This window comes from Cognatazoarcus halotolerans, assembly GCF_009800965.1.
Taxonomy (GTDB): Bacteria; Pseudomonadota; Gammaproteobacteria; order Burkholderiales; family Rhodocyclaceae; genus Cognatazoarcus; species Cognatazoarcus halotolerans.
Genome location: NZ_WUAF01000004.1, coordinates 128,742 through 151,241 on the forward strand (window position 1 = coordinate 128,742; position 22,500 = coordinate 151,241).

20 protein-coding genes are annotated in these 22,500 nt (G+C 63.4%); 2 read left to right on the forward strand and 18 right to left on the reverse strand.

The window, feature by feature from the left end:
• Window positions 1-83 precede the first annotated feature (83 nt).
• The gene (locus GQB03_RS07065; protein ID WP_159686589.1) at window positions 84-1,961 is read right to left on the reverse strand and encodes a potassium transporter Kup; all 1,878 of its coding nucleotides are present in this window, start codon (window positions 1,959-1,961) and stop codon (window positions 84-86) included.
• Window positions 1,962-2,550: 589 nt separating this feature from the next.
• Here GQB03_RS07065 and GQB03_RS07070 point away from each other — a divergent pair.
• Window positions 2,551-3,042, forward strand: coding sequence for an acyl-CoA thioesterase (locus tag GQB03_RS07070; protein WP_159686591.1), 492 nt, complete (start codon window positions 2,551-2,553; stop codon window positions 3,040-3,042).
• Window positions 3,043-3,066: 24 nt separating this feature from the next.
• Here the strand turns inward: GQB03_RS07070 and GQB03_RS07075 are convergent, their stop codons facing one another.
• The 15 genes from GQB03_RS07075 to GQB03_RS07145 all read right to left on the reverse strand — a co-directional run bounded on the left by GQB03_RS07075 (window position 3,067) and on the right by GQB03_RS07145 (window position 19,385).
• Window positions 3,067-3,804 (reverse strand): SAM hydrolase/SAM-dependent halogenase family protein, encoded by a 738-nt coding sequence (locus tag GQB03_RS07075; RefSeq protein ID WP_159686594.1) that lies wholly within the window; start codon window positions 3,802-3,804, stop codon window positions 3,067-3,069.
• 129 nt (window positions 3,805-3,933) lie between these two features.
• Window positions 3,934-4,467, reverse strand: coding sequence for a hypothetical protein (locus tag GQB03_RS07080; RefSeq protein WP_159686597.1), 534 nt, complete (start codon window positions 4,465-4,467; stop codon window positions 3,934-3,936).
• Between the two features lie 29 nt (window positions 4,468-4,496).
• Window positions 4,497-5,567 carry an extracellular catalytic domain type 2 short-chain-length polyhydroxyalkanoate depolymerase gene (locus GQB03_RS07085; RefSeq protein ID WP_159686600.1) on the reverse strand — a complete coding sequence of 357 codons (1,071 nt, stop codon included), beginning with the start codon at window positions 5,565-5,567 and terminating at the stop codon, window positions 4,497-4,499.
• Window positions 5,568-5,896: 329 nt separating this feature from the next.
• Window positions 5,897-7,201 (reverse strand): DUF1329 domain-containing protein, encoded by a 1,305-nt coding sequence (locus GQB03_RS07090; protein WP_159686603.1) that lies wholly within the window; start codon window positions 7,199-7,201, stop codon window positions 5,897-5,899.
• 17 nt (window positions 7,202-7,218) lie between these two features.
• On the reverse strand, window positions 7,219-9,204 hold the full coding sequence (locus tag GQB03_RS07095; protein WP_159686606.1) for a DUF1302 family protein: 1,986 nt from the start codon (window positions 9,202-9,204) through the stop codon (window positions 7,219-7,221).
• Between the two features lie 55 nt (window positions 9,205-9,259).
• On the reverse strand, window positions 9,260-11,689 hold the full coding sequence (locus GQB03_RS07100; RefSeq protein WP_159686609.1) for an efflux RND transporter permease subunit: 2,430 nt from the start codon (window positions 11,687-11,689) through the stop codon (window positions 9,260-9,262).
• Window positions 11,690-11,699: 10 nt separating this feature from the next.
• Window positions 11,700-12,671 carry a WD40/YVTN/BNR-like repeat-containing protein gene (locus GQB03_RS07105; RefSeq protein WP_159686612.1) on the reverse strand — a complete coding sequence of 324 codons (972 nt, stop codon included), beginning with the start codon at window positions 12,669-12,671 and terminating at the stop codon, window positions 11,700-11,702.
• Between the two features lie 113 nt (window positions 12,672-12,784).
• The gene (locus GQB03_RS07110) at window positions 12,785-12,976 is read right to left on the reverse strand and encodes a 2-hydroxymuconate tautomerase (RefSeq protein ID WP_159686615.1); all 192 of its coding nucleotides are present in this window, start codon (window positions 12,974-12,976) and stop codon (window positions 12,785-12,787) included.
• Window positions 12,977-13,001: 25 nt separating this feature from the next.
• The gene (gene dmpH / locus GQB03_RS07115; protein ID WP_159686618.1) at window positions 13,002-13,790 is read right to left on the reverse strand and encodes a 2-oxo-3-hexenedioate decarboxylase; all 789 of its coding nucleotides are present in this window, start codon (window positions 13,788-13,790) and stop codon (window positions 13,002-13,004) included.
• The gene (gene dmpG, locus GQB03_RS07120; protein WP_159686621.1) at window positions 13,787-14,818 is read right to left on the reverse strand and encodes a 4-hydroxy-2-oxovalerate aldolase; all 1,032 of its coding nucleotides are present in this window, start codon (window positions 14,816-14,818) and stop codon (window positions 13,787-13,789) included. The genes dmpH and dmpG overlap by 4 nt, the downstream gene beginning before the upstream one ends.
• Window positions 14,819-14,828: 10 nt before the next feature.
• A complete protein-coding gene (locus GQB03_RS07125) occupies window positions 14,829-15,737 on the reverse strand; it encodes an acetaldehyde dehydrogenase (acetylating) (RefSeq protein ID WP_159686624.1) in 909 nt (302 codons plus the stop codon).
• 91 nt (window positions 15,738-15,828) lie between these two features.
• Window positions 15,829-16,611, reverse strand: coding sequence for a 2-oxopent-4-enoate hydratase (dmpE, locus tag GQB03_RS07130; RefSeq protein ID WP_159686627.1), 783 nt, complete (start codon window positions 16,609-16,611; stop codon window positions 15,829-15,831).
• 9 nt (window positions 16,612-16,620) lie between these two features.
• Window positions 16,621-17,475, reverse strand: a complete 855-nt coding sequence (locus GQB03_RS07135; RefSeq protein ID WP_159686630.1) for an alpha/beta fold hydrolase — start codon at window positions 17,473-17,475, stop codon at window positions 16,621-16,623.
• 8 nt (window positions 17,476-17,483) lie between these two features.
• Complete coding sequence (locus GQB03_RS07140; RefSeq protein ID WP_159686633.1) at window positions 17,484-18,938, reverse strand: 2-hydroxymuconic semialdehyde dehydrogenase; 1,455 nt, start codon at window positions 18,936-18,938, stop codon at window positions 17,484-17,486.
• A 27-nt stretch (window positions 18,939-18,965) separates the two neighbouring features.
• A complete protein-coding gene (locus GQB03_RS07145; protein WP_159686636.1) occupies window positions 18,966-19,385 on the reverse strand; it encodes a GlcG/HbpS family heme-binding protein in 420 nt (139 codons plus the stop codon).
• Between the two features lie 183 nt (window positions 19,386-19,568).
• Between GQB03_RS07145 and GQB03_RS07150 the strand changes: the two genes are divergently transcribed.
• Window positions 19,569-20,279: an FCD domain-containing protein gene (locus tag GQB03_RS07150; protein WP_159686639.1), complete on the forward strand. Its 711-nt coding sequence runs from the start codon at window positions 19,569-19,571 to the stop codon at window positions 20,277-20,279.
• Window positions 20,280-20,320: 41 nt separating this feature from the next.
• On the opposite strand, the gene GQB03_RS07155 is transcribed toward GQB03_RS07150, so the two are convergent.
• Both GQB03_RS07155 and GQB03_RS07160 read right to left on the reverse strand, forming a co-directional pair.
• Window positions 20,321-21,247 (reverse strand): catechol 2,3-dioxygenase, encoded by a 927-nt coding sequence (locus GQB03_RS07155; protein WP_159686642.1) that lies wholly within the window; start codon window positions 21,245-21,247, stop codon window positions 20,321-20,323.
• A gap of 205 nt (window positions 21,248-21,452) precedes the next feature.
• Window positions 21,453-22,379, reverse strand: coding sequence for a catechol 2,3-dioxygenase (locus GQB03_RS07160; protein WP_159686645.1), 927 nt, complete (start codon window positions 22,377-22,379; stop codon window positions 21,453-21,455).
• Window positions 22,380-22,500 lie beyond the last annotated feature (121 nt).

Consider the following 22,500-nt stretch of genomic DNA (forward strand, 5'->3'; position numbering starts at 1 on the left):
GACCGGGACAATGGGCGGACCAAGGCAAGCGCATTTGTTACCGCAAGTACGCATCGGCGATCTCGCCGGGCGGTCATCCCCGTCTATATCTCGATCTGCGTGCCCAGCTCGACCACACGATTGGTCGGAATATGGAAGTAGTCGGTGGCACTCATCGCATTGCGCGACATCCATGCGAACAGCCGCTCGCGCCACTGCACCATGCCGATCTTGGGACTCGGGATCACGGTCTCCCGCGAAACGAAGAAAGAGGTGCTCATCATGTCGAACTTGAGGCCGCGCGGCGCACACAGCGCCAGGGCGGAAGGCACGTCCGGCGCATCCATGAAGCCGTAATTGACGATGACACGATAGAAGCCTTCACTGAGCGGCTCGATGCGGACCCGTTCGTGCTCGAGTACATGCGGCCGCTCCGACACCTTGACCGTAAGCAGCACGTTGCGCTGGTGGAGCACCTGGTTGTGCTTCAGGTTGTGCAACAACGCGGACGGCGCGCCCTGGGTATGGCTGGTCATGAACACCGCCGTGCCCTCGACCCTGTGAACATCCGCCACCATGCCCTTGATCAGCACCTCGAGCGGGATGCTCTGTGCCTCGAGTTCATCGAAGATCTGCATGCGACCCTTGCGCCAGGTGGTCAACACGGTGAAGGACAGTGCCCCGATCGCCAGCGGGAACCAGCCGCCCTGCGGAATCTTCAGCGCGTTCGCCGAAAAGTACGCGAGGTCTGCAAGGAAGAACACGGCCAGCAATGCAAGGGCCAGGGGTTTGGGCCACTTCCACATCAGCACGATGACGAAGCCGACGAGGATGGTGTCGATCAGCATCGTGCCGGTCACCGCGATACCGTAGGCCGCAGCCAGATCGCTCGAGTTGCCGAAGCCGACCACCAATGCCATGACGGCGATGTAGATGCTCCAGTTGGTGAAACCGCAGTAGATCTGGCCCTGCTCCTCGCTCGAGGTCTGGCGCAACTTCATGCGCGGCAACAGCCCCATCTGAATGGCCTGCCGCGCCACCGAGAAGGCGCCGGAGATGACCGCCTGCGAGGCGATCACGGTGGCCATCGTGGCCAGCAGAATCATCGGCAGCTGGCCCCATTCGGGCACCAGCCGGTAGAACGGATTATCGACCGCCGCAGGTTCCCCGAGCAGCAGTGCGCCCTGGCCGAAATAGTTGATCATCAGTGCCGGCATCACCAGCCCGAACCAGCTCACCCGGATGGGAAAGCGGCCGAAGTGCCCCATGTCCGTATACAGGGCTTCACCGCCGGTGACGGCAAGGACGATGGTGCCCAGCGCAAGGAAGGCCATGAGCGGCTCGGCGGACACGAAGGCCAGCGCGTAGGCCGGATTGACCGCCAGCAGCACCTGCGGCTCGGTGTAGATCTCGATACCGCCCAGCACCGCCAGCACCGCGAACCAGGTCACCATGATCGGCCCGAAGGCCAGCCCCACCGCGCCGGTACCCCGCCGCTGAACGGCAAACAGGATGGTCAGGATCATTGCTGCGATCGGAATGACGTAGTGCTCGGCGGCCGGCGCGATCAGCTCGAGTCCCTCCACCGCAGACAGTACCGAGATGGCCGGGGTGATCATGCTGTCGCCGTAGAACAGGGCCGCGGCGCAGATGCCGAGCATGGTCACCCCCCAGCGCAGCCGCGGCTTCGCGGCGGTCAGCGAACTCACCAGCGCAAGCAGCGCCAGCGAACCGCCCTCGCCGCGGTTGTCGGCGCGCATCATGATCGCCACGTACTTGATCGAGACCAGCAGCATCACCGTCCAGAACATCAGCGAGAGCACACCCATCACGCTGCCGGCATCGACGGTCAGCGGATGATGCCCTCCGAAGGTCTCCTTGATCGCGTACAGCGGGCTGGTGCCAATGTCGCCATAGACCACCCCGATCGCGCCAAGGATCAGTTTGCCGGTACCGCCGTTCTGCCCACTGGATCGACTCATTGTCCTTCACGTTTTTTGATGCAATGCAACATCAACGTCGCTTCGGCGCAAAAGTTGACGGCGCCGGATCCGGTCCGCGAGGCGAAGCGACTCAACCAGAGCCGCGGGAGCAATCCTTCGGTAGCCGCATCGAGCCCCGACGACACGGTCGGCGCGCTGAACCGATATCCCCATTCGCCGGCGCTTGGGCACGGGATGGCGCCCACCCGCCCTGCCGAACCCATCAGCAGGGCGCAGCGACCGCTCGGCGGACGTGCGTCAGCGACCGTGCGAAACAAACCGGCCCGTTCCGCCAACACGGCACCCCGCCCCCCAGTTCGAGCGCCCCATCGCCCCTCTGCTTCAACCTCGCCTCGCTCATCACTCATGTGCCGCGGATCGGTCTTGGCGTGCTCGGCCTCGTCGAGACTCTCCGCACGCGTCGGCGGCGTTCCGGTCTTCAGGATTGCATGGAAAATGAAAGCCTGAAGCCGCAGAATACGCCCACCACACGGGCCGCCGTCCCGCTTAAAACGCCCCGGCCCAGCTCACAACACAAGACCGCGCGGCCCGACGGGTCGCGCAGGCGAAGAAACGGAAGACAAGGATCATGGACCTCCCGGCACACCAACTCACGATGACCGTCCTGATGACGCCCGAAATGGCGAATTTTTCGGGCAAGGTCCACGGCGGCGCGATTCTGCGCCTGCTCGATCAGGTCGCCTACGCCTGCGGGAGCCGCTACGCGGCGCGCTACGTGGTGACCCTGTCGGTCGATCAGGTGATGTTCCGCCAGCCGATCATGGTCGGCGAACTCGTCACCTTCATGGCCAGCGTCAATTACACCGGCAAATCGTCGATGGAAATCGGCATCCGCGTGGTCGCGGAGAACATCCGCACCCAGGAGGTACGCCACGCCAACAGCTGCTTCTTCACCATGGTTGCGGTCGACGACGAAGGCAAGCCGGTGCAGGTGCCCCCGCTGCGTCCCTTCAGCCCCAAGGAAAAGCGACGCTTCGAGGCCGCCGCGGCGCGCAAGGCGCTGCGTCTCGAGCTTGAAAAGCGCTTTGCCGAGACCCACGGCAGCAACGATGCGCAATAGCACCGCGCCATGCGCCCGGCGCGGTCAGGGGCTGCCGATGATCGACACCGCATCGCCCACGCTCAGCCCGAGCTGGGTGGCGGCATTGCCCTGATTGACCGCGATCTCCACCAGCCCCACGCTGTTCTCGTACCAGAAGGCCGAGCCGGTCGGCACCTCGGAGAACACCCGAGCCCAGTCGAGCCTGCGCCCGACCGCCTCGATCGCGGCCTGATGAGGCACGTTGCCGGAGCGCAGGCCGGTCATCGCATTGCCGTAGTGGTCGATATAGACAATCCGGGCGATATCCTCTGCGCCGTAATTGACGTCGAGCCCGTCGCTGGGCACCAGCCAGTCCGTCTCCAGCACACCGCCCGCAAGCCCTGCGGCCACCGGGGCGAACAGATCGCGGCCATGAAACGAGGCTGACAAGGCATCCGGCCGCCAGCGCACCCGCCAGTGGCGCGTGCGCTTCGCGCGCGCCACCACCACCGACAGCAGCCCGTTGTCCGGTCCCACGAACCACTGCCCATCGGCCTCGACAACCGCTGCGCCGCGCTCACCGCCGACACCCGGATCGATCACCGCAAAAAAGACCGCGCCTTTCGGAAAACGCCCGTGAAGCGCGCTGAGCAGATGCGCCCCCGCATGCGCATCGAAATCGGGAACGCCATGCAGGAGGTCGACGATCGCGGTTCCCGCCGGTGCCGTCTGCAACAATCGGGCCTTGACCTGTCCGACGTAGATATCGTCGGCGCCGAAGTCGGTGAACAGGACGATCATCTCGCTTCCTCGCTGATGGGCGTCGTTCCATTGTAGTCATCAAGCCCGAAACGACGGCTACCGCCAGTCGGGACAAACTTCAGGGCTGATGACCGGCTCGGTCCACCGGCGGGTCATCGCTCGACGGGCTCAGGGCCGACCGTCCGCCCCGGCCTTCTGGGCAAGAATGTAGCCACAGCCGATCTGGACGCTTTCCATGAGCTCCAGCAGGGCGCTTGCCTGGCCGACCAGCAGCGCGCCCAAACGGGCCGAGACGTCATACTCCTGCTCCATGAGCTTCGACATGGTGTTGGCCTTGCCGACGCGGGAAGCCTCGCTGGCAATATCCTGCAGTCCCTGGAGAAACTGCGTCTGCTGGGTCGCCAGACGCTGGAATACGGCGCCCAGCATCTGCAGCCCTTCGACCTGAAGGCCGCCGTTGAAATCCGGCTTGAATGCGGCGAACCACAGCGCCTGCCAGGTACTCAGCTGGCGGCTGGCAGCGTCGCCGATCAGCTCCTGGTAGCGCTGCGCATGCACCAATGGAACCATGAGGGGATGCCCCGGCTCGGCAACTTTCGCGCTGTCCTCTTTCGTGCCCGCCAGAAGCCGGGCCTGGGCGCGCTGCAACTCCTGAAGCTGGCGGACCGAATCCGCGGCGGTCGTCATCAATGCATCGAACATGACCATGAACTCCTGTCGAAAAAGCGCGATCAACGACCGCCGAGGCGTTGCAGCATGCGGTAGATGGCCTGGATCTGGATGGCCTTTTTCGAATAGTAATCGGGATTCCCGGGCGTTTCGCTGGTGTAACCCCACCAGTCCCAGCAGCCGTCGGGATTCTGCGTGGTGCTGTCGTCGGCGCCCTGGGCCTGTGGATACAGGATCACGAGATCATTGGCATCGGCCATCTCGTTGTAGCCGGTGGTGGTGTAGTAGCGGTTACCGTAGGGCACCGCGTTGTCCAGATCGGGCCGGCCGTTGACGTAGTTCACATAGTTGTAGCCCTGCTTGCAGCCGTGCAGCGCCACGTGTACCCGGCACGGTGCGCCCTCCTCGACCGCGCGCGGCACATACGCATAGGCGAAATCGCTCATGCTGGCGCGCGGATTGCCATCGAAGAACTCGGTCTGGTCGAAGCGGATGATGCGTCCGCTCAGACGCTCGGCGGGCGGCTTGAGGGGTCCGTAGATATGCTCGAGGATGTGCCGCGACTGCATGAAGCCGCCATTGTTGATATAGGGCGGCCGATTCACCGGGAGCGGGTTGTCTTCCGGGTTGTCGGTGATGATCGAGTGCCCGGCCGGCACCGTGTTTTCGTAGAGAATCCGCTCCGGCGCCACGCCCAGCAGCTCGTAGAACCGACGGGTGGTGTCGACCACGGAGGAATACACGACGCTGTCTTCCGTGCCGGTGAAGATGTACAGCCGTTGTCCGGCAATGTTCTCGATCGGATCGATTTCTCCGTTCGCCGCGCTCTCGCGTGCCACTTCGGCAAGCCGGCCCGGATTCGGAGCAGTCTGCGGAATCAGTGGATTCATGCACACGTAGAGCGCATTCATGGTCCACGCATCCTCGGCAATTGCCGCCGCGGCGCGGAAGGACTCGGCGCAGCGGAACGGCCCGCCGGCGATGATTCCGGCGCCGACAAAGGTGGAGGAATGGGCCAGATGCAGCTGGACGGTCATGAAGGCACCCGAGGACAGGCCGGAGACCGAACTCTGTTCCAGATCAGCCTTGAACGACGGCAAGGGCGGGGCTTTCGGCGATGTGGCATTGGGCATGGCGGATTCCTTGGTGCAATCGGGGCTGGAAGCCGGGTTGCTTCGCCGGACGGGCGCGCTCTGCACGGCGAGCCGGTGCCATACGCTACACCAGAGTCACGACCGAAAACAGCTTTTTTGCTGCATCGCGCAAAGGCGACCCGAAGCCAGGCCGGGAGACGCCGGCGACGCGTCCGGCGGCGCCCTGGGAGCCCGAAACGATGTCGGGGACAAGGGATCGTGCATGAAAAAACCGCGACCCCGACAAGCGGAGCCGCGGCAAGGCGGGGAGGGAGTTGCCTGCCATGAGCGACGGCGACCCCGCGAGGCCCCCATCGCCGTCGCGACGATCAGTCGCCGCCGCGCATGTATTGAACCTGAAACATCGAAGCCGGGTTGAGCTTGACGTCGACCTGACCCTTGAACTGCCCGGTGGTGCAGTGCTTGCTCTGCACATCGACCATCGAGAAGGCATCGTCAATGCCAATGCCGGAACCCTTGTTGATCGGCAGATGGTGATCGGGATGGCTCTTGCCGACAGTCCACACCTTCCACAGCTCTCCCTTGCGGTCATAGACTTCGACCGCACCGTTGAGGTTGCCGAGCTGGGCATCCATGTAGAACACCCGCTTCGAGACCGGATGGTTGGCATTGACCGGCGTGGCCTCGACCACGTAGACCTTGCGCAGCTGCCAGGTGCCATCGAAGAAGCATTCGCCCTTGCCGCCGAAGTTGACGTACTTGTAGCCGCTGTCGTCCTTGAACTCGTCGGTGAGTTTGAGATCGTTGTGATTCCACATCGGCAGCAGCACGTTCCTGGTGCCCTTGTAGGCCCACTTCATGTCGGAGACGCGGCCGTTGTAGCCCTCGAAGTCCTCGATCATGAGATCGGAGCCGAGGAAGGCATCGGTGGTCTGCCCGGTGGCGAGACGACGCACCCGGCGCTGGAAGCCAAGATAGAGATACGCATCGTCGAGCTTCTGGTCGTCGTCATAGCGCTGGATGAGCAGCTGTGTGTTCTTCAGATCCTGCGGCTCCAGCACTTTCACGTAGATCGCGCGGAACAGGTCGGACGGGTTGGGCGTGACTTCCGGAACCGGCGCATCCTGGACCCGGTGCTTGAAGTTCAGGAAGTGCATGTTCATCTTGATGGTGCGCTCGAGCTGGCCGCTTTCCATGTTGCGGTACTTCCAGAAGAACGGATAGATGGCCGCGTTGTCGCCCCAGTTCACGCCGTACTTGTAGTTCCAGGCGAGCTTTTCACCCGCGCGCGGATCCTTTGCGTCAGGCTCTTCCGGGAAGGGCCGTCCGGCCACGAAACCGGTGATGTCGCCATTCTTGGGACCGAGCTTGGCGGTGTTGAGGTTTTTCCTGGTCGCCTCGACATAGGCCTTGTTCATCTCGAACTGGGTCGTTGCCCCGACCTTCACCTCGTAGTAACCGTCCTTGATCATCTTGTAGATGCCGACCGCGAGCGCATCCTTGAACTGATCGACGTTGCCCTTGTTGAGCACCATGCCCGGACTCATGCCCGGAACACTCGGGAAGCCCTTCTTGTAGGGATTGAAGGTGTTCTCGACGTCAGCCTCGGTGGCGGCGAGCGCACTGCCGACCAGGCCGGCGGCGGCCAGCGCGATTGTGAGTTTGCGGATCATCGTGTTTGTCTCCTCTATCAGAATTTGTAGCGCAGCTTGAAGAAGACTTCGTCTTCGTACATGGCGGTGCCGATCGGCCCGGCGCGGAAGCGGCCGAGCGGCTCATAGCTGCCGAGACCGGCCGAGTAGCCAACGTCTGTCAACGGGCCGGTGAAGGGTGCATAGGGATTGCAGCTGCGGCAGTCGTCGAAACGCGCGCCGGAATTGGAACCACCCTTGAAGCTGGCGCCGATCTCGACCTTGAGGTCGTCGCTGACGCTCCACTCGACCTTCGGCGCAATCGTGTGGGCACGGGCGCGGAAGTCCCGCGCGATGATCAGCTCGGGGCTCAGGCGGTCGTTCATGAGGAAAGCCTTGATCAGCAGGGTGCCGATGAAGTTGTCCTTCCAGTCCGGCATCCCCACCGGGCCGAGTGCGTTGACCGCGCCGCTGGGTGCCGTGCGGGTCCCGGTGTCGTAGTACTCGTGGTCGAAGATGTGCTGCCAGAAGATCTGGCCCGAAATGAGCGTGGTACGACGCGGGTTGATCCACGGGATGAAGGTCGGCCGGTCGACGCCGATCACGCCACGGAACACGCGGTTGCGCGAGTACAGGCGTTCGCGCGCGCTGTTGGCAAATTCCTCGCCCCAGGTCATCGCACCTTCCATCCGCACCGCTGCGCCGATCGACTCGGCCTCCATGTCGAGCGAACCGCCGATCAGGTTGACCCGGGGGTAATGCACGTCGAAGGCGATCAGGTTGGTCTCGGCGGCGGTCTTGGGCGCGCCGGTGAAGGGATTGGTCGGACCGGTGACCAGACCGCGCAGCGACGGCAGTTGCGAGCGGTAGGTCAGCGCATTCAGCGAGAAGGAAAGCCCGCTCTCGCTGACCCCTTCGAACTTGACGCCGAGCTGGGTGTTTTCGAGCGACCACTTGGGCAGGTCGACGTTGCGGATGCCGATCTGGTTCGGGCCGAAATCGGTGGCGACGTTTCCACCGGCGAAGTTCGCCACCGTGCCGCCGTTGTCCCACAGGTTGGCCATGCCGCGGAAGAAGCAGCCGGCATCGAGGATCACATTGGGCGAACCGCACTGGCCGAGGTTGTTCGGGCGAAACTTGTCGAAGTTCCAGACGATCTGCAGGTTCCGGTCCTGCATCGACTCGCTCGGTCCCATGCGGTACTCGGCCTGGGCAATCCACATCGGGATGCGGATGTCCTCCAGCTCGTCATAGATGTTGTTGCGCGAGTAGTCGACCGGGTTGATCACGTCGAGCACGCGGAACAGGTCGGTACGCCCCCACACCACCTGCTGCTTGCCGATCTTGAGGAACATCGACTTGCCTGCATCAAGTGGAATGGTGTTCTTGACGTAGGCTTCGCGGATGAAATCCAGCCGATCGTTGAATTCCGGCAGCTCGAGCTGGCTCTTGTCGAGATCGCCATAACCGCCGAAGTCACGACAGCCACGACTGTCGGTATCGCAGGGGCGCACCGGCACACCGAAGGCCACGTCGCCCCCCGGGTAGCCGTGCCAGCGATCGCCGAGCACACGCATGCCGTCGTTCGGGTTGGCATTGATGTCGAATCCGAAGGCGTTCCCCGGAGGGCCGGAAGCATTGTTCACGATGCCGCCGCCGTGCGGGACCGTGGTACTGCCGCCCGCACCGGACACGTTGCCGAGCTCGATCGGCCCACCGGCGTTGTCGCCGTACTGGCCGCTGTTCATGCGATAGACGCCGTCCCAGCTGCCGCGCAGCACGCTGTGAAAACCCCAGCCGGCACGCAATTTCTTGTCGGCCTCGATCTGCAGGGTGTTGCGGAACTTCGACAGACCGACCGATTTCCCGGTGGCATCCTTGCCACGAAACGCGGTGTGATTCTCGTACGTGACGTCGGTGTTCCACGGCGTGTCCTCCCCGCCGATGTCGGGCAGGCTGGCCGCCCAGGCGGGCGCCGCGAGCGCGAGCGATACAGCAAGCGCGCACGACCTTGCCGGCGGCCTGATACCAATTGGCTTCCTCATCCTATGTCTCCTTCCTTGTTATGAAAAGCTTTGGGCGAATGGTCCGCCCCCTCCCCTACGCGATCTTGCGATCGACGATTTCCTGCGGCTCCTCGTCGTCAACCTCCAGTACGCCGTCCTCGTCGTAGTGCGCGGCCGTGACGAACTTGGGTTTGAACACCACGCACCAGCTGGGCACGATCAGCACCGCGGCGATGGCATTGACGATGAGCATGAAAGACAGCAGCACTGCGGCATCCGACTGGAAGCGCAGGTCCGACATGAAGATCCACATCACCACGCCGGCGATCAGCGTGATGGCGGTGAACGAAACGGCGTAACCGGTGGTGGCGACGGCGGTGATGACCGACTGCTTGATGTCATGCAGGCGCGCGTATTCCTCGCGGATGCGGTCCATGAAGTACACCGCGTAGTCGATTCCGACGCCGACCCCGACCGCGATCACCGGAACCGTATTCACGTTGATGCCGATGTTCGCCGCGCCCATGTAGGCGTAGGTCATGAGCGTCGAGAACAGCATCGGCAGGACCATCAGCCAGCCTGCGTGAAGCGAGCTGTAATAGACCATCACCAGCAGGAAGGCGAGCGCCATCACCGCTGGGATGATGATCATGTGGTCGGTGTGCAGCGCCTGGTTACCGGCCGCCGTGACGCCGATGATGCCGCCACCCAGCTCGATGTGCAGCCCCGGCACCTCGGCCTCGATCTTCCTGATGCCCTCTTCGGCGAGCGCCACCACCCGGTTGATCGTCACAGCCTGATGGTCCTTGTAGTAGAAGACCATGTCTGCCTCGTCCTCGCTCGAGGTGATGAACTCCTTGAGCGCGCCGGGGATCGGGCTCGAGGCGAGGTAGGCGAACATCAGCCCGCCGATCTCCTCCGCGGTATCCGGCACCTGCATCCAGCGCGGATCGTCGTTGTGGGTGAGCTTGTTCACCACCCGCACCACACCGGGCAAGGCTTTGGTGCCGCCAAGGGTCGGGTCGGAGAGCATGTGCGCCTGGAAACGCTCGATCACCGCCATCACCTCGGGCCGCTTGATACCGCCCTTCTCGTCGGTACGTGCCACCACGTGCAGTTCTTCCGAGCCCGGGAAACGATGGTTGATCGCCGCCGTCGAGATGTTGTAATCGTGGTTGCGATGCAACAGCGGCGAGCCCGGCTCGGACTCTCCGAGCTGCACCTTGGTGACGAAGTACATGCCGCCGACCGCGCCGATGAGGGTCAGCAGCAGGATCGAGCGCGCACCGCCATCGGTTCCCCCGGTACGGGCCATGGCCGCGCCGAGGAAATTGCGGATGCCCTGGTTGGCGTTCTCGGTAGTGCGCGGCTGCGGCAGCACCGTCAGTGCCAGCGGCACCATGAAGTGCACCGTGAAGATCACCGAGAAGCCCCAGAAACCGGCGGCGATACCAAGCTTGTGGTTGAACGGTGCGGCACCGAGCACCAGCACGGCAATGCCCACCGCATCGACGATGATCGCCAGCGAGCCTGGCCGGAACAGTGCGTCGAGCGCATTCCGGGCGGCCTGCTTGCCGTTCTTCACGATCGCCAGTTCCTCGTAATAGCGCGCCACCAGCTGCACCCCGTGGGATGTGGCGCGGGCGGCGATGAGGAAGGGAATCGGCAAGGACAGCGGCTCGAGATTGATGCCGACCATGGCCATGAAGCCGAGGCCCCATATCGACGACAGGGCGATGCCGAGCAGTGGCAGCGCAATACCGTAGAAACGCCGGAAATAGACGATCAGCAAGGCCGCCAGCAAGAGCAGCGTCCACGCCAGGATCTCGACGATCTGGTTAACGTAGGTATATACCCAGCCGGTGAGCACCGGGTTGCCGGTGACGTAGATCTTGTGCCCCGGTACGGAAAGATCGTTGCGCACCTTCATGAGCGCATCGAAAGTGGCCTTGTAGTCGATGTCGCTCTCGTTGAGCTGGGCCTTGATCAAGGCCGCCTTCAGATCGGGCGACACCAGCAGGCCGTACATCGTCGGGTTGGCGATGACGTCCTTCTTGAGCTGCTCGAGTTCGGCGACCGAGCGGGTCTCCTTGAGCGGATCGTAGTAGGCCTTGGAAGCAAAGCCGCCCTGTTCGTCGAGATAGCTCTTGCGGGCGGTGCGGTGGGTGAGGCTCGAGACCAGGTTGTGGTTCACCCCGGGCAGGCTGTCGACGCCCTGGGTGGCGTGATGAATGAGCGCCAGGGTCTGGTCGTTGAAGATGGTGCCCTGCTCCACCTCCACCGCCATGATGATCATGTTGGCGCCGCCGAAGTTTTCCTTCAGCCGGTTGTACACCTTGATGTACGGATGGTTCTGCGGCAGCAGATCGGAAAAGTCGGAATAGACCCTGAGCTTGGGCAGCGCCATCGCGAACAGCATGGTCACCGCGAGGATCATCGACAGGATGATCTTCGGATTGGCAAAGATCCACTCCTCCGCGCGATGCAGGGAATGGGTAACGGAATGTCTGAATTTATTGACCATGATTGCCGCCTCAGCCGCCGCTTGCGGACTTGGTGCCGATCACCCGCAGCAGGCCGCCGGGGCCTCCTGCAACGATCGCGGATTGACCAGGCAGGGACGTGCCCGCCGCGAAAAAGGCCGGGATGGGGTCCGGATAGGCAACCGACCGCCAGGTATCACCCTCGAGCCGTGCAAGGACACCATCCGCACCCACACCGTGGGGCACGCCGTCGTGCATGAAGAGCCGGTACAGCGGGACATCGGCGGCATTCGCCTGCTTTTCCCAGGTGAGGCCGCCATCGGTGGTGTGGAGCATCTGCCCGGCGATGCCGCTCACGAAGCCTTCTTCCGGGCTCGTGAACAGCGCGGCGTAGGGGTAGAACTCGTCCGGCATGGCGCCGCGGGCCGCCCAGTTCGCCCCACCGTCCTCTGAAACCAGGACCATGCCGAACTCGCCAGTCGCGATCGCAAAGTTGTCCGAGACGAACTGCAGGCCGGTGATCTGCGCGTCTTCACCCATGTCGGTGACGGTCCAGCTCGCGCCTCGATCCGTACTGTGGGCGATCATCGATCGCGTGCCGGCCACCCACCAACCGCCCTGTCGGTCGCAGGCGACGGTGAGCGGTACTCGCGGTTTGTCGAGCGTGGCCGATTTCCAGCCGCTGCCGTCCGCGCCAGCCGACCACACCTTGCGATAGAAATCCACGCCGAGGAAACTGCCGTCCGGGCACACCGTGATGCCGATCAGGGACGCCGGCCCGAGAGTCTCGCGGCGCCAGGTCTTGCCCTGATCCGCGGAAACCAGCACAACCCCCGCCTGCGAGGCGGCAACCACGGTCTTGCCATTGGCAGCCAGTGCCTGCGTCGTGTCATATCGCTGCACCGGCCGGGTTCTTTCGGCCTCGATTGCGCTCATGTCCGGGCCGGCGGAGCACGCGCTCAGCCCGACACCGGCGATCGCCAGGCACGCGGCCAGCGGCGCCTGAAATCTTCTTGTATTCACCATCTCCTCCTTTTTTGGGCGCGAAAAGGCCCCCGCCGCGCCTCGCGGGCGCAGCGTCTTCTGCTTTTCTTTTCTTTTAGGTGTGTGCGGCGGGCCTGCGCCGCGGCGATTCGCTAGCGGCCGAGATCCTTGGCCGTGCTACCGGCGATACCCCAGTTCTCCTTGGGCATGTCGTGGATCCACACCCTCACATTGGCCTGCGGCGCGTCGAGCGCCTCGACGAGTGCCTGGGTGACTTTCTGGATGACCGCCCGTTTCTGCTCTTCGGTACGGCCTTCGATCAGGTAGATCTGTGCAAATGGCATTTTTCCCCTCCTTTATTCCGTTCAATCAGCAAAAGCGCAGCGACACCGAACCCATTCCCTGAACGCGCAGCGTGACCGCGTCGCCCGCCGCGACCGGCACCGCCTCGGTGATGCCGCCGGACAGGATCAGCGTGCCGGCGGGAATCTCCTCACCCTTCGCGCCGAGCATGTTGGCGAGCATCGCGATCGCCGCGGCGGGGTGACCGAGCACCGCCGCGCCGGCGCCGAAGGCGACCGGCTCGCCGTTCTTCTCGAGCACTACACCGACCGTGCGCAGGTCGACTTCCTTCGCAGGGCGGGCCATGCCACCAATCACATAGCGCGCGGCGGAGGTGTTGTCGGCCACCACACTCTTCAGGTCGAACTTGAAGTCGCGGTAGCGGCTGTCGATGACCTCGATGCCGGGCAGCACGAAATCGGTGGCGGCGAGCACCGCCCCGATATGGCAACCCGGCCCTTTCAGCGGCGCCTTGGTGACGAAGGCAATCTCCGGCTCGACCTTTGGATGAATGAGCTCCGAAACCTTGACCTCGCCGCCCTCGGGTACCGTGTAGTAGTCGGCCATGAAGCCGAAAACCGGCTCGGTCACGCCCATCTGCTTCATCTTGGCGTGCGAGGTAAGCCCGGCCTTGAGGCCGACGATGCGGTTGCCACGGGCGATCTTGCGGGCGCGGATCGCATCCTGGATCGCGTAGGCATCCTCGAAATCCATGTCAGGGAATTCGTCGGTGATCTTCGGCGTATCGCGCGCTTCGAGCTCGCAGGTCTCGAGGTGCTCGGCGAGCCGGGCAATGGTGGCCTGGTCGAGCTTCATGCCGCCACTCCCTTGGCCTTCGCCAGGTTCATCGCGGTGTCCTCGATCATGTCTTCCTGTCCGCCGACCATGCCGCGCCGGCCCATCTCGACGAGGATGTCGCGTGCCGAGACGCCGTACTTCTTCTCGGCCCGCTTGGCGAACAGCAGGAAGGAGCCGTACACCCCGGCATAGCCGAGCGTGAGCGCGTCCCGGTCGATGCGGATCGGGAAATCCATGATCGGCACCACCAGGTCTTCGGCCACGTCCTGGATCTTGAAGACGTCCACCCCGGTGTCGATGCCCATCAGGTCGCATACCGCGATGAACACCTCCATCGGCGTGTTGCCCGCGCCGGCACCCAGGCCCGCCGCGGCCGCGTCGATCCGGGTGGCGCCAACCTCGATCGCCGCGAGGCTGTTGGCCACGCCCATGGCAAGGTTGTGGTGGCCGTGGAAGCCCAGTTCGGTCTCCGGCTTGAGCGCCTCGCGCACCGCAGTGAGCCGTGCCTTGACCGTGTCGGGCAGCAGGTGGCCGGCCGAGTCGGTGATGTAGATGCAGTTGGCGCCATAGCCTTCCATCAGCTTGGCCTGCTTGACCAGCCCTTCGGGGCTGTTCATGTGCGCCATCATGAGGAAGCCGACGGTGTCCATGCCGAGCTTGCGGGCCATGCCGATGTGCTGCTCGGAGACATCCGCTTCGGTGCAGTGGGTCGCCACGCGGATGGTGTTCACCCCCAGCTCGTGGGCCATCTTGAGATGATCGACGGTGCCGATGCCGGGCAGCAGCAGGGCCGACACCTTGGCCTGCTTCATGAGCGGGATGACGGTGGACAGGTATTCCTCGTCGGTGTGGGCCGGAAAACCATAGTTCACCGAGCTGCCGCCGAGCCCATCGCCGTGGGTGACCTCGATCAGCGGAATGCCCGCTTCGTCGAGCCCGCAGGCGATGCTCTTCATCTGCTCGAGCGTCATCAGGTGACGCTTCGGATGCATGCCGTCGCGCAGGGTCATGTCGTGGACGGTGATCTTCTTGCCTTTGAGATCCATGACGGCCTCCTTATGCGGTAACGGGTTGCAGGGTGAGCTCACCCTTGAGGATTTCCTCGGCGAACATCTCGGCGGTACGTGCAGCCGCCGCGGTCATGATGTCGAGGTTGCCGGCGTACTTGGGCAGGTAGTCACCCAGGCCTTCGACCTCCATGAATACCGAGACGCGATTGCCGTCGAACACCGGGCCATTGACCAGCTTGTAGCCGGGCACATACTTCTGCACTTCCTTGATCATGGCGTGGATCGATTCGGTGATCGCCGCCTGGTCGGGTTCGCCCTCGGTCAGGCAATGCACCGTGTCGCGCATGATCAGCGGCGGCTCGGCCGGGTTGAGGATGATGATCGCCTTGCCCTTCTTCGCGCCGCCGACCTTCTCGACCGCGCCGGCCGTGGTGCGGGTGAACTCGTCGATGTTCTTGCGGGTGCCGGGGCCGGCCGACTTGCTCGAGACGGTGGCGACGATCTCGCCATAGGCCACCGGCTGCACCCGCGACACCGCGGCCACCATCGGGATCGTGGCCTGGCCGCCGCAGGTGACCATGTTCACGTTCATCTCGCGCTTGCCGACGTGTTCGACGAGGTTGACTGGTGGCACGCAGAAGGGCCCGACCGCGGCCGGCGTGAGATCGATCATGAGCACACCCAGCTCGTTGAGCTTGCGCGAGTTCTCGGCATGGACATAGGCGCTGGTCGCATCGAAGGCAATCTGCACGCCGTCCGCCTTGACGTGCGGCAGCAGGCCGTCGACGCCCTCGGCGGTGGTCTTGAGGCCCAGTTCGCGGGCCCGCGCGAGGCCCTCGGAGGTTGCGTCGATGCCGACCATCCACACCGGGTCGAGCACCGGGCTGCGCTTGAGCTTGTAGAGCAGGTCGGTGCCGATGTTGCCGGGACCGATCAGGGCACATTTGATTTTCATGTTTCGTACCTCGTAAGAAATTAGGGGTGAGACGAAAGGCCGAAAGAACGTCCGAAACCGGGCTCCTCGCTCCGCCGCCTCACCTCGTCGCTCAGGAGAAGCGCACCGAGCAACCGCCGATGCCACCGATGGTGACCCGCAGGTTGTCGCCGGCCTCGACCGGCACCATTGCACCCAGCGCACCGGAAAGCACGATCTCGCCGGCCTTGAGACCGATGCCGAGACGCCCGAGCGTGTTGGCGAGCCAGGCCACCGCGTTGAGGGGCGAGGCCAGCGTCGCGGCCCCCGAACCCGTGACCACGATGTCGCCGTTCTTTTCCATCACCATGCCGCAGGTCAGCAGGTCGACACTGAGCGGATCCACCAGCGAATCGCCGAGCACGAACACGCCGCACGAAGCGTTGTCCGCGACGGTGTCCTGGATCTTGATCTTCCAATCGCGGATCCGCGAATCGACGATCTCGAAGCAGGCCATCACGCCTTCGGTTGCGCGCAGCACGTCGGCGGCGGTGACACCGGGGCCCATCAGGTCGTGCTTGAGCACGAAGGCGATCTCGCCCTCGGCCTTGGGCTGGATCAGGGTGTCGGCCGGAATCGCCTCACCCTCGTTGTAGAGCATGCCGTCGGTGAGCCAGCCGAAATCGGGCTGATGCACGCCGAGCATGTTCATGACGGCCTTGGAGGTCACGCCGATTTTCTTGCCGACCACCTTTTCGCCGGCCGCGAGGCGGCGCGAGAGCATCTGTTGCTGGATGTGATAGGCATCCTCGATGGTGATCTCCGGGTGGCGATTGGTCAGTGGATCGAGCACCTCACAGCTGGTGAGTGCGGTATACAGTTCGTCGCCAAGGCGGGTAATCAGGGCCTGGTCCATGGTCATCTCTCAGTTCAGTGCCAAGGGTTCTTCGGGTGAGGCTTCGGCCAGGAAGTCACCCACGAGACGCGCAAAGCGCGCCGAATGTTCGATCTGCGTCCAGTGTCCGCAACGGCCGAATACATGCAGCTGCGAGCGCGAAATCCACTGCGACAGGGTCAGCGAGGTCTCGAGCGGGATGATGTGGTCATCGCGGCCGTGGATGATCAGCGTCTCGTGCGGGATGGCGCGGATCGCGGCTTCGGGGCTCGCCATTGCGTCCACCCAGCGCTGGCGCGGCGCCGGGAACATCGCCGAGAAGGATTCCTGGAAGCCGGGCCGGATGCTGGCCTCGAAGCGCAGCTTGGCGAGCTCGTCGTTGACCAGCGAGCGGTCCCAGGCAAAGAGATCCATGATCGCCCGCATGTTCTCGAAGCTCGGGGTGTAACCCCACACCGCATCGAGTCCGACACTGATCTCGAACGGAACACCGACGCTCCCCATCAGCACCAGCCGTCGCACCCGCTCCGGGTGGCGGATGGTGAGCGCCAGGGCCAGTGCGCCGCCAAAGGAGTTGCCGACCAGGTCGGTGCGTTCGATGCCAAGCGCATCGAGTAGTCCGACAGCCTGGCTCACCCAGTTGTCCATCGTGTAGTCGTAGCCATCGGGCCGGGCCGAGAAGCCGAAACCCGCCATGTCCGGCGCGATCACCCGTGCCCGCTTTGCCAGCTCCGGCATCACCAAGCGCCAGTTGGCCCAGGCCGACACCCCCGGCCCGGAGCCGTGAATCATCAACACCGGGAAGCCTTCTCCGATGTCGTGATAATTGGTCTGGATACCCGCGGCATCGATGCTGCAGCCGATCTCCGGGCTCGTGGCATTCATTGCGGCGCTCACAGCTTGATGCACACGTTCTTGAGTTCGGTATAAAACTCCAGCGAATGGACCCCGCCCTCGCGTCCGATACCGGACTGCTTGGCGCCACCGAAGGCAGTGCGCAGATCGCGCAGAAACCAGCTGTTGACCCACACCAGCCCGGCTTCGATCCGTCCCGCCACGCGGTGGGCGCGGGTCAGATCGCGGGTCCACACCGAGCAGGCGAGGCCGTACTCGGTATCGTTCGCGCGACGGATCACTTCGTCCTCGGAGTCGAAGGGCTGGATCAGCGTGCAGGGTCCGAAGACTTCTTCGCGGGCGATCGGCGAGTTGTCGTCCAAGCCGGTCCAGATGGTCGGCTCGACCCAGGCACCCTCGGCCAGACTGCCCGGCATGTCCGGTACGCCACCACCGGTCACCACGGTGGCACCGAGTTCCTTCGCCTTGGCGTAGTAGGACAGCACCTTCTGCTTGTGCTCCTGCGAAATCAGCGGACCGAGGGCTGTTTCGGCATCCTCCGGACGGCCCAGCTTCATGCCTTCCGCACCCTTCTTGAGCGCAGCGACGAATCTGTCGAAGATCGGCCGCTCGACATAGACCCGTTCGGTGCCGAGGCACACCTGGCCGCAGTTGGCGAATACCGAACGCATGGTGCCTTCGATGGCCGCATCGAAGTCACAGTCGGCAAAGACGATGGCGGGGTTCTTGCCGCCCATCTCGAGCGACACCGGCCGCGCGCCGTCGGCGGCAGCCTTCATGATTGCTGCGCCGGTGCGGGTTTCGCCGGTGAAAGTGATGGCGTTGACCTTCGGGTGGGTGGTGACGAACTCGCCGGCGGAACCCGGCCCGAAACCATGCACCACGTTATAGACGCCCTTGGGAACACCGACCGCGTTCATCACCTCGCCGAGCAGGGTCGCGGTCTGGGGGGTTTCCTCTGACGGCTTGACCACCACCGTGTTGCCGCAGGCCAGCGCCGGACCGACCTTCCAGGTCATCAGCAGCAGCGGCAGGTTCCACGGGCAGATCACACCGACCACGCCGACCGGCCGGCGCTGCGAATAGTTGAGCGCACCTCGGCCGTCGGGCGTCGCCATCTCGAAGAATTCGGTCGGAACGTTCTTGATGACGTCGGCAAATATCTTGAAGTTGGCGGCGCCGCGTGGGATGTCGATATGACGCGCCAGGCTCATCGGCTTGCCGGTGTCTGCGCACTCGGCGGCGAGGAATTCGTCGAAACGCGCGTTGATGCCGTCGGCCACCGCGTAGAGCATGTCCACCCGCTCAGCCACGGTCATGCGCCCCCACGGCCCCTCGAGCGCGGCGCGTGCGGCGGCAACGGCGGCATCGACCTCCGTCCTCCCCGCTTCACACACCTGGGCGATCAATTGGTTGTCCAGCGGTGAGCGCTTCTCAAAGGTTTTGGCGGTGGCGACGAATTCGCCGTTGATGAAATTTCTGATCTCTTTCATGTGTCCCTCAAACCGTGCTGTTCTCGTTTATCTGACTGCGCCGATCGCGGCGAGGCCCGCATCGGCACAAGCTTCGTCCTGCTCTTCGGAGGCACCCGAAACGCCGATGCCACCAATCAACTGACCATCGACACGAATCGGCAGCCCACCGCCGAACACCACCAGCCTCGGTCTGGCGGAAAACCCCAGTTTCATACCTTCGTCATGACCGATCACCTTCATCCAGTCACGCGTAGAGAAACCGAAACCCGCCGCCGTATAGGCCTTGTCGATGGCGATATCGATGGACTGCAGGAAAGCCCCGGGCATTCTCAGGAAGCCAGCCAGGTTTCCACCCGAATCGACGACAGCGACGTTGATCTTCACGCCGAGCTCGCGGGCATGCTCGACCGCCGCGACAACCGCACGCATCGCGGCATCGCAACCGATGACCAATTGGGTACTCATTACCTCTTCATTGGAAAATTCCGACATGCCGTGTAACCCCTTGCAAGTTGTCGCGAAACGATAGGTGTTGACATTATCGACGTCAACACATTTTCTCGAGATTTATGGTTCAGCCGTCAGCGCGCATTTATCGTTAGAATTCGATCCGGATCATTGCCCTACCCGGGTATCTAAAGGATCGCCATGAGCGAAGTGCTTGCCACAAGAAAATATGACGTCGTCGATGGGGAAGAACCCCGAACCCTCGTCGAGACCGCCTATCGCCGACTGCGCCGCGACATCATCGAGGGCGTTCGGCGTCCCGGCGAAAAGCTGCGTGTCGAACATCTCAAAGACATCTATGACGTGGGCGCCGGCACCTTGCGGGAAGCCCTCCAGTTGCTCATCACCGATGCGCTTGTCGTAGCCCAGGGCCAGCGCGGGTTTCGCGTCGCGCCGATCTCCCTGGTCGATTTCGAGGACATCACCAGGACCCGCGTGCTGCTCGAAACCGAGGCGCTGCGCCAGTCGATCGAACTCGGTGATGACGCCTGGGAAGCGGATGTCCTCGGCGCCTTCCACCGTCTCTCGCGTGCCGAGGAGAAGCTCGAAGGTCCCGAGGCTGCCCGCGAAGAATGGGAGATGCGCAATCGCATCTTCCACGAAGTGCTCATCAGTGCCTCTCCATCGCGCTGGCTTCGTCATTTCCAGACCATCCTCTATCGTCAGTCCGAGCGCTACCGTCGCCTGTCCCTTTTCAATCAGCCGATTCCCCGGGACGTGCATGCCGAGCACGAGGCCATCGTCGATGCAGCCATCGCTCGCGACGCCCCGGCGGCAACCCGCATCCTCACCGATCACATCCTGCGTACGCTCGAGGCGATAAGGCAGCTGCCGCCCGATTTCCTCTCCTGAGGAAACAGCGCAACAGCATCGCGCGAACCGCCCCTTCACGGTCAGGAGACGACCGACAGGAAACGCTCGTTGAGCTTCCGGTCGTGATAGAACACGCCCGCCCCAACTTCATCCCAGGTCCACGTCAGCGGCTTCCAGTCCGGGTAACTCTGATAGCCCCCGCTGAAGGTTTCAAAGCGATTGCCGGAAGGATCGAATGCGTAGATCGTGGTGCCGCGTGTGACGCCGTGCCGGGTCGGCCCGATGTCGATAGAGACGCGGTTCATCGACATGATGTCCGCAGCCCGCAACACCTGCTCCCAGCTCTCCAGCAGGAAAGACACGTGGTGCAGCTTGCCCGGCTCGGGATGGCGAACGAAGGCGATGTCATGGGCCTTGATCGAGGTCGATAGCCAGATCGCGAGATCAGTCTTGCCGTCTTCCATCAACACGTGCTCAACGAGGTAGAAGCCCAGCACCTCCTTGAAGAGCTTGTGCACGCCGTCGATGTCCGGCCCGTAGAGCAGGCAGTGATCGAGTCGTACCGGGGCAATGCCACGGGTATCCGGGATCCACGGATCGGGATTGACATAGGGCTGGCCGTTACCGACGTCGGTCTTGTCGGCATAGAGTTCGACCAGATGACCGGTCGGGATCTGGAAACGGACGCGTTCGCCGGTCTCCAGCATCTCGCCGGCGGGAATCCTTTCCGTCGGAACGCCGTAGGCACGCAGGTCCGAGTCCAGCTTGTCCAGGGTCGCACGATCGGCGACCTTGAACGCGAAGAAGTCGATACCGGCGCTGTCGGCCTCGCGGATTATGAAGCTGTTGTGATCCCGCTCATCCCAGGCCTTGAAATAGACCCGGCCCTGGCGGTCGCGACCGGTTTCCTTCAGACCGAGTACATTGGTATAGAAATTGACGCTTTCTGCCAGATCGAGCACGCGCAACTGCGCGTGGCCCGGACGCAGGACACCTGTCATTGCCATGATTCTCTCCTCCCGATGATTCATCAGCACCCCGCTCCGGAAGCGGGGCAACATGCCGGCTAGCTATTCGGGGCGCTCCGGTGGCAGCCCTTGTGTCCGGTCGAATCGCAGGTTGGCAGACTGTCAACCTGCCCCCTCTCTGGGTTGTCTCTCTTTACATCAACGCCAAAAGCGCGCGTGCTGGATCGCACGCGCCCAAACGTCGTCAGGTCACCACACTCAAGAAGCGCTCGTTGAGCTTGCGGTCGTGATAGAAGATCGCCGCCCCGACCTCGTCCCAGGTCCAGGTGATCGGCTGGTTGTCCGGATACGTCTGGTAACCGCCACAGAAGGTCTCGAAGCGATTGCCGCTGCAGTCGAAGGCATAGATGGTGGCGCCGCGAGTGATCCCGTGACGGGTCGGCCCGATGTCGATCGAGACGCGATTCATCGACATGATGTCCGCAGCCCGCAGCACCTGTTCCCAGCTTTCCAGCAGGAAGGAGACGTGGTGCAGCTTGCCCGGCTCGGGATGGCGTACGAAGGCGATGTCATGAGCCTTGGGCGAGCAGTTCATGAACAGCGCGAGGGTGGTTTCCCCATCCTCCATGAGCACCCGTTCGGTGACGGAGAAGCCGAGCACTTCGGTGAACAGCTTCTCGACACCCTCGATGTCCGGTCCGTACAGGAGGCAGTGATCGAACCGGACCGGTGCAATGCCTTTCACGTCCGGCACCCACGGGTCGGGATTGACATAGGACTGGCCGTTTCCGACGTCCTGCTTCTCCGCATACAACTCGATGAGATGCCCGGTCGGGATGGTGAAGCGGACCCGCTCGCCGGTACCCAGCATCTCGCCGGCCGGCATGCGAGTGGTGGAGATTCCGAAAGCCTGTACCGCCGATTCAAGCTGATCCATGGTTGCGGCGTCGAGCGCCTTGAAACCGAGAAAATCGATTCCGGCCTCGTCCGCTTCACGCAGGACCAGCGAGTTGTGGTCGCGCTCGTCCCAGGCCTTGAAGTAGACCCGCCCCTGTGCATCGCGGCCCGTCTCCTTGAGACCGACCACGTCGCGATAGAAGCTCACGCCTTCTTCCAGGTCCAGCACCCGTAACTGCACGTGTCCCGGTCTCAGAACGCCAGTCATTGCCATTTTTCAGTCTCCTCACGGGATGCTTCGCGGCAGGCGCAGCCAAGTCCCGATTCCGTTTTGCCCATCGGCCTTCGGCCAAAGGTGTTTGTTACAAGATATTTTTCATCTATCTCGAAGTCAA